This is a genomic window from Natronospira sp., assembly GCF_007134575.1.
Classification (GTDB): Bacteria; Pseudomonadota; Gammaproteobacteria; order Natronospirales; family Natronospiraceae; genus Natronospira; species Natronospira elongata.
On sequence record NZ_SLKM01000234.1, the window covers coordinates 1 to 2705 of the forward strand.

At 57.6% G+C, this 2705-nt stretch carries 3 protein-coding genes and 1 pseudogene; 2 read left to right on the plus strand and 2 right to left on the minus strand.

Going from position 1 to position 2705, the window contains the following annotated elements; translation table 11 throughout:
* Positions 1–293: 293 nt before the first annotated feature.
* Both ACJWXQ_RS09265 and ACJWXQ_RS09270 read right to left on the minus strand, forming a co-directional pair.
* The gene (locus tag ACJWXQ_RS09265; protein WP_406672656.1) at positions 294–656 is read right to left on the minus strand and encodes a FitA-like ribbon-helix-helix domain-containing protein; all 363 of its coding nucleotides are present in this window, start codon (positions 654–656) and stop codon (positions 294–296) included.
* A gap of 20 nt (positions 657–676) precedes the next feature.
* Positions 677–877, minus strand: coding sequence for a hypothetical protein (locus ACJWXQ_RS09270; protein ID WP_406672657.1), 201 nt, complete (start codon positions 875–877; stop codon positions 677–679).
* Between the two features lie 601 nt (positions 878–1478).
* On the opposite strand from ACJWXQ_RS09270, the gene ACJWXQ_RS09275 reads away from it, so the two are divergent.
* Together ACJWXQ_RS09275 and ACJWXQ_RS09280 are read left to right on the plus strand one after the other, a co-directional pair.
* Positions 1479–2063 (plus strand): hypothetical protein, encoded by a 585-nt coding sequence (locus ACJWXQ_RS09275; RefSeq protein WP_406672658.1) that lies wholly within the window; start codon positions 1479–1481, stop codon positions 2061–2063.
* A 450-nt stretch (positions 2064–2513) separates the two neighbouring features.
* Positions 2514–2705, plus strand: a pseudogene (locus ACJWXQ_RS09280) (type III restriction endonuclease subunit R); the annotation flags it as partial.

Here is a 2705-nt window from a genome sequence, read left to right on the forward strand (position 1 = left end):
AGAACGCCTGTTTTCAGGGAGTCGCCAGGCACTTCGACAAACCTCTTGCGGTCCCCTTGCGTGAACTTTCCTTCGCCCAGTGCGCCATCAGCAAGCGATGTCCGCCAGTAGCGAAGCAAGTTTTCCGAACCCTCTGCCATCAGACGCACGCCACTTCTTTGCTTGCCGAATCTATGCTCAACCAACGCCTATTGAACGCAATCGACCTCCACGGCGGTGGCATACACACCCTCAGCGACAGTTTCGGCATGGACCGGGTTGCCTCGTTCAGGAGCCCTCTCCGGGCCAAAGATTCACTTGATGTTACCCGAAGACCCTACCGACAAGCGCGCCGGAATCAAAGACTTGAGGCACAGAGCCTTTAGCGCGAGGGGCTCGAAAGTTACCGACTCCTTGCGCCCGACCAGATCAGCCCTGATCGAACACCGGCGCCGGGCGCGTCGAGTCGCGAGCAGGCAGGTTGAGATAGGCCCCGCCCGGAGCCGCGACACGCGCTCGGATTGCCGCCCCAAATTGACTGGCAGGTCGGCATCGCCCAGCGCGGCCCGGAGTAGCTTCCCCGCTTCTTCCTCCATGGACCGACCATTCGCGGCCCCGCGGATGCGCAGGCGGCGCTTCACCTCATCGTCCAGGTTGCGGATCGTGATGCTGGCCATGCCGCAGCGCCTCGGATTAATCACGAGCCGCAGGTGCGGGCCAACTCGTCGCTGACATTGTCTTCGGGGCTGATCTTCCAGCGAAACAGACGGTTGAGGAAGAACTCGGCCAGCGCGCTGCCCAGATACCCGAGCGGATCGCGTGCGATCGCCGGGTCGAGACCGGTGTCGAACAGCACCAGGCCGTCGCGATGATCGATGGCAAAGAAGTGCACCGACACGCCGTCGACCCACCGACGCGACAGAAGCACTCACAGTAGGACCGGCAACCGCGAGCCATAATAGCGATGCTCGGGATGCGTGCTGCCCCTTCCGGTCGTGCCGAGGCGCACGCTTCGGATGCTTCGCAGCTTTCCCGACTTTTTCAAGGGCGATTCCCTCGCGCCGTTGGCATAGACATCAATCTCGCGCGGCACGTCTTTCACTGTGCAACCTAACCGTTTTCCGAACCGAGATCAAAATGGTCGAAGTGGCTTCACCGTTCGACGGGGCCATGTTCACCGGAACAGGCTGAAACGTTTTGACGATCTCGCGGCAGCAAAGCAGCGCCAGAAACGTCCTCGAGCGACCGTTTCATACTTCTTGCGCCGTGCAGCAGCGCGGCAGCACACCTTGTCTGGCTTTTCAATGGAACGACTGCTGCAGCCCTATGCCGCAAGCGCACTGCCGCAACTGCATCAGCCGGCAGCCCATCCTTCTCGATGCCATCTGGCTCCGCGAGCCCGGAGGCTGGAGCATCGAACCACACCAATAATTGAGTCATTTGAATCACTTAGCTGATATTGACTAACCCACTGATTCTGCTATTCTTTTGCTATGGACATGACATACAAACTGAACGGCGGATACAAGCCGACAATTAAGCGGTTCGCCGACTTGGACGGCCCGGATTACTTTCCAACTCCTGCCTGGGCAACGTGGGCTCTAATCGACAATGAGAGGTTCGAGGGGGGTATCTGGGAAAGTGCTTGTGGCAACGGAGCAATGTCTGAGGTCTTGAAAGAAACGGGTCAGCAACTCCAGAGTTCTGATCTATATGACCGGGGGTACGGCGAGGCCGGAATTGACTTCTTGGAAACATCACGGCGCGCAGATAATGTAATCACCAACCCCCCATACAACGCCGCTGAGGGTTTTGTCAGATCGGGCCTCTCAGCTTCACGCAAGAAGCTTGCCCTGCTTTTGAGGCTCGCCTTTCTGGAGGGAGCCAACCGGCAGCGAACTATCTTTTCGCAAGTCCCGCCGTCTAGAGTGTGGGTGTTTAGCGAAAGGATTACGTTTTATCCTGCTGGCGCCACCATAAGGGGCAGCGGGACAACTGCTTATGCGTGGTTTGTGTGGGACAAAGACAGTCCCGGCACTGAGTTGAAGTGGTTCAAGCCAGGCTACAAGGCGAAGTATTCTTAAATGATGTGCTTGATGCCTGCTTTGGTTATACGATAGCCAACTCGCGGAACGTGCTCAAGCCAACCTTCGGCTATGGCGTTACCTTGAACTTGGTGGTGCGACCGAATATTGCGCACGATCTGACGCCACATAGGTTCGCCGTTTCGGGTCTGAGACGGCTGACAGTCTTCCTGTGTGAGCGCAACGTCACCAGGGATCTCGGCGTAAAGCCGCTTAAAAGTTGCAGTCCTGTCCTTTCGCTTCGCTGCGATACGCATAACTGCTTTAGAAATCGTCTGTTCGCTCGTCCGGGCCACTGGAGTATCCTCTTTCCAACAACGAACAGAATGCCCCTGAACGCTTCTGCAAGCAAGGAAGTTCAAACTTAATCACTACCAGGATTTCCGAGTACTTGAAACCCGCACCAGCGCCCCGCATGGTAGAAGAAGTCCCAAATAACCGAGCGCCCGCTTGCCTACTGACGTGAACCAGACGCCTGTACAAATCGCCCGGGATCAGATTGATGCCCGCCTGCGCGCGGCGGGTTGGTCGGTCCAGCACAAGGATGCGCTCGACTTCAGTATTAGTCCTGGTATCGCCGTCCGCGAGTACCAGACAGACATTGGCCCCGCCGACTATCTCCTGTTCACCGATCGCCAAGCT